A 4,351-nucleotide genomic window follows, 5' to 3' on the forward strand; every position below is an offset into this window, starting at 1 on the left:
AGCGCTGGCCCCACGACGCTGGTGATGAGTGCACTCACTGCCGGCACGGTGACCTAGCTGGTGTTTGAGGGGTTACGGTGGCTGGACGTCGACGCCTTCTACCGCCACGAGACGGACGAACCGCCTTCCTTCCACGCGTTGCTGCTGGCGGGCCTTATTGCCGCGGCTGCCAATGCCTTCCTGCTGGCTTCGCTCGTCGAGGGCCAGGTCGGTGGCAGCCAGGTTATTGAACTCATCGCTGCCTATATCACCGGTGACATCACCGGCATGCTGGCAACGGTGGCGCTGGCGCATTATCTCTTTATCTCTTTCTGGGCAGGCGTTAAGGCTTCGCCCTAATCTGCCGCAATGTCAGGTATGATGCATGATGCCGCCACTTGTCCGCTTCCTGCTCAAATGGTCTCTCGTCGGCATGGCGGCGGGCTGGCTCTTCGTTGGTTTGTTGCTGCTGGCTGACCTCGGTGGGGTGCGGAGCCTGCTCGGCCGATCGGAGAGCCCGCTCCTTTGGCTCTTCGTATTCGGCTTTTCCTTCGGCATATCCTTTGCGCAGGTGACGGTTCTGGCTGCAGTGTTGCTGCGCGATGACTTCGGCGGCAGGGGCCATTCCGGCAACGACCGGTTGGAACGCTGGAAAGCCGGTGGCAGCGCGAGGCTGGACGCCGGCGAGGACTAAGCGAGCGCCCTCAGAACAACGAGTCCTTGATGTTCTGGCACTCCCATCCGAGCCGCTGCGCAGCGTCGGGGATGTTGACGCTCAAGCGGCGCAGCAGCCGGTAGGTGAGGTTGCCGTTGGAGCGTTGCCCATCCTGCGCGAGGCCATCGCGGCGGAAACTGGCGAGCGAATTCCGGAAGGACTGAAAGCTGCCGCAGTCGAAGGACTGCTTGTCCTCGAAGTAGTTGGCAACGAGCGAGTTGTACTGGGCAACGAAATCGGTGGTCTTGGCAGCAATGACCTTTGGATCGAAGGCATCCTTCGGCACCGGAGGCGGCGGATTCTTGATGTTGATCCAGCGCCCGGTGCGCGTGGCATCGGCCGACCACACGGAGTATTGCGGCAGTCCGTCGGCGTCGCGCAGGCCCTTCGGCCGCGTAGCGTGGAACTCGATGGTCAGCGGAATGCCGAAGAACGAGACTTCGCCCTGTTCCTGCAGCGCGATCCCATCATTGAGGAGACGCATGAAATGGTCGAGGTCGACCACGTCCTCGCGCCACGCGGTGGGGTTGCGGCTGGTGTTGAGGAAGACGTGGATGCTGAGGTCGGCCTTCTCGTCATACTCATAGGAGGCATTGGAGCCGAACAGCTCGATGTCCGAGATGGCGATGGCCGCATTGGTCAGCTTCAGCGTGCCGAACTGGCGATTGGCGATCGCCATGATGCGGGACGAAATCTCGGGTCGCACGCGGTTGTCGTCTGTCCAGATGCGCGGGTCGAGAACCTTCGGGAAGTCAATGATGCCGGCAACCGCCTGATCCAACTGCGCGGGCGTTTCGGTGGCGAATGGCGGGTTCACCATGAAGGGCGCCTGGTAGATCGAGGCGGGCTCGCCCGGTTCGGCTAGCGCGGAGGCAGTAAACAGGGAGGCCAGCAGGGCAAGTGCCGCCGGCACAGCAGCGCATTTCATGGGATGTCCGTTCAGTCAGACTTGAGGGTGTCGAGATAGGCGATGATGGCCGTCACATCATCAGGATCGAATTCGAATTCCGGCATGTTGTTGTGGCCGGTGACGATGCCCTCGGCGAGCGCTTCCTCCAGCGCAGCGGGATCGTATTTCTTGACGACATCACGGAAGGGCGGAGCCTTCTCGTTGGGTGAGGTGCTCTCGGCATCGATGGCGTGACAGCGCGCGCAATTGGTGCGCAGCAGGTCAAAGCCGCGGGCGGCCTGGGTCTCTTCTGCCTTCTCGCCCTTGCCGAGGCTCATCACGAAGGCAGTCAGCGCCTCGGCCTGCGGCTGCGTCACGTCCCAGTCGGGCATCAGCGGGTGGCGAACGGCCAGGCCATCCATGAAGCCATCGACCAGCTCATCGGGATCATAGTTCTTGGCGATCTCGCGGAAGGGCGGTGAATCGGTGAGCGGGCTTTCACCCGTGGCCTCGATGTTGTGGCACTTGGTGCAGTTGATCTCGGCGAGGCGCTTGCCTTCGGCGATCATCTTAGCGTCGTCTGCCGCAAGGGCCGGAAGCGTGAAGGCGACCAGCGCCAGGAGGGGCAGGGCGATTCGCATGGACATTCCTTATCTTACCCTCTCAATAAGGGGGCCTTGACCGGGGTCAAGCCGTCACTCCGCCCGGGCCCGGACATAGGTTCCGGGCGCATCCTCGATGACCTTCAGCTTGCCGCTGCCCGGCGTGGGCGCCTTGACCTTGGGGCCTGACTTGTCGGCCATCCATTTGGCCCAGTCCGGCCACCAGGAACCGGGGTGCTCGGTGGCGCCCTTGAGCCATTCCTCGACGGTGGCGGCGCCCTTGTCGTTGGTCCAGTACTGGTACTTGTTGGCCTCGGGCGGATTGACGACGCCCGCGATGTGACCCGAGCCCGAGACAACGAGGCGCGTGGGCCCGCCGAAATAGCGCCCGACCCGGAACACCGAGGCAAGCGGTGCGATGTGGTCCTCGCGGGCCGCCAGATTATAGATCGGCATCTTCACCTTCTTGAGGTCGATGCGGACGTTGTCGAGCACCATCTTCCCCTGGGCCAGCTTGTTCGCCATGTAGCATTCGCGCAGGTAGAAGGAGTGCACACCCGCCGGCATGCGGGTTGAGTCCGCATTCCAGTAGAGAAGATCGAAGGGCATCGGATCCTTGCCCAGCATGTAGTTGTTGACGACATAGGACCAGATCAGATCATTGGAGCGCAGCAGGTTGAACGCATCCGCCATGCGGGCGCCGGGCAGGTAGCCCATGTCCTTCATGCGTCCTTCGATCCACTTCACCTGTTCCTCGTCGACATAGACGAGGAGATCGCCCGCCTTCTCGAAGTCGACCTGCGTGGTGAAGAAGGTGGCTGCGTTGACGCGGCTGTCGTTCTGCGCGGCCATCCAGCCGAGCGAGGCGGCGGTCAGCGTGCCGCCGATGCAATAGCCGATGACGTTGACCTTCTCGGCGCCCGTGGCATCGAGTGCCGCCTGCACGGCTTCGAGGAAGCCTTCGCGCATGTAGTCCGAGAAGCTCTTGCGCGCCTGGTTTTCATCAGCATTCACCCAGCTGACGATGAACACGGTGAGGCCCTGGTCCACCGCCCATTTGACGAAGGACTTCCTGGCGTTGAGGTCGAGGATGTAGAACTTGTTGATCCACGGCGGGAAGATGACGAGCGGGTAGGCATAGGTCTCGCCCTGCGTGGGCGCATACTGGATGAGTTCGAAGGTTTCGTTGCGGAACACGACCTTGCCCGGCGTCATGGCAATGTTGCGGCCGATTTCGAAGGCCGACATGTCGGTCTGCTTGATGCGCAGCCGGCCGTCCGGCGTCTGCATGTCTTCCTGCAGGTGCTTCATGCCCTCGATGAGATTGGCGCCATTGGTGGCGAGCGTGGTGCGCAGAACCTCCGGATTGGTGAAGCCGAAGTTCGAAGGCGAGATGGCGTTGGCGATCTGCTCCACGTAGAACCTGGCCTTGTGGCGGGTGTGCTCGTCAACACCATCGGCGTTCTTCACCATGTCCTGCGCCCAGTTGGCGGAGATCAGGTAGAACTGCTTCAGGAAATCGAAGACGGTGTTTTCCTGCCAGTCCTTGTCCTTGAAGCGCTTGTCGTTGCGGGCGGGCTCCGCCACCGGCGCGGGATGATCGCCCAGCGCCTTGGCCCAGGCGTTCTGCCAGAGATGGGTGTAGGCGTTCCACAGCTGCATCTGGGCATCCATCAGCTTCTGCGGGTCGTTCATGTAGGACTGGGTGATGGCACCCAGCGTCTTGGTGACCTGCTCCATGGGGGTGAGCTGCGTTTCGGCTTCCTCCAGAGTGGGCTGCGGCCGCTCCGCCACCATGCGGGCAATGCCTGCCGCCTGCTCGAACACCTTGGCCATGTTCTGGGCGAACTGCACAGGGTCGGCGAGCGTGTATTGGGTGGGAACCTGCGGCGTCTCTGACATGGCATGCTCAATGAAGGGCGAATATGGCGGAAGTGTAAAGGGCTTGGAGAGAAAGGCAAATTGGTCATGTGGAGGGGGACGAAAATAATTGGGTCCGGCCGTCTTCGCATGTGCGGCATCCTTTGCGAGGGTGGCACTGGTCCCTCAGGTGAGAAGTGGGAGGCGCGGGCGCTGCCCGGCGCGGTGTGCCAGCTTGTGAGGCTGGCGATAGAGCGCTGAGCAGCGCCCGCATCTGACAGGTTGAGGCCTTTGGAGGAGCGCTTG

The 4,351-nt window shown here is 62.3% G+C and carries 5 protein-coding genes; 2 read left to right on the forward strand and 3 right to left on the reverse strand.

Annotated features, from left to right (window positions below; all coding sequences use genetic code 11):
- The first annotated feature begins 60 nt into the window (after positions 1-60).
- Positions 61-339 carry a hypothetical protein gene (locus WCJ41_RS20280; RefSeq protein WP_336907654.1) on the forward strand — a complete coding sequence of 93 codons (279 nt, stop codon included), beginning with the start codon at positions 61-63 and terminating at the stop codon, positions 337-339.
- Positions 340-364: 25 nt separating this feature from the next.
- Positions 365-673 carry a hypothetical protein gene (locus WCJ41_RS20285; RefSeq protein ID WP_336907655.1) on the forward strand — a complete coding sequence of 103 codons (309 nt, stop codon included), beginning with the start codon at positions 365-367 and terminating at the stop codon, positions 671-673.
- Between the two features lie 10 nt (positions 674-683).
- On the opposite strand, the gene WCJ41_RS20290 is transcribed toward WCJ41_RS20285, so the two are convergent.
- From WCJ41_RS20290 to phaC, 3 genes are read right to left on the reverse strand one after another with little or no spacing between them, the layout of a single operon-like run.
- Complete coding sequence (locus WCJ41_RS20290) at positions 684-1,622, reverse strand: hypothetical protein (protein ID WP_336907656.1); 939 nt, start codon at positions 1,620-1,622, stop codon at positions 684-686.
- A gap of 11 nt (positions 1,623-1,633) precedes the next feature.
- Entirely contained in the window at positions 1,634-2,224 is a 591-nt protein-coding gene (locus WCJ41_RS20295) for a c-type cytochrome (protein WP_336907657.1), read from the reverse strand.
- 54 nt (positions 2,225-2,278) lie between these two features.
- On the reverse strand, positions 2,279-4,087 hold the full coding sequence (gene phaC, locus WCJ41_RS20300) for a class I poly(R)-hydroxyalkanoic acid synthase (RefSeq protein ID WP_336907658.1): 1,809 nt from the start codon (positions 4,085-4,087) through the stop codon (positions 2,279-2,281).
- Positions 4,088-4,351 lie beyond the last annotated feature (264 nt).

The organism is Aestuariivirga sp. (genome assembly GCF_037139295.1).
In the GTDB taxonomy this organism is placed as follows: domain Bacteria; phylum Pseudomonadota; class Alphaproteobacteria; order Rhizobiales; family Aestuariivirgaceae; genus Aestuariivirga.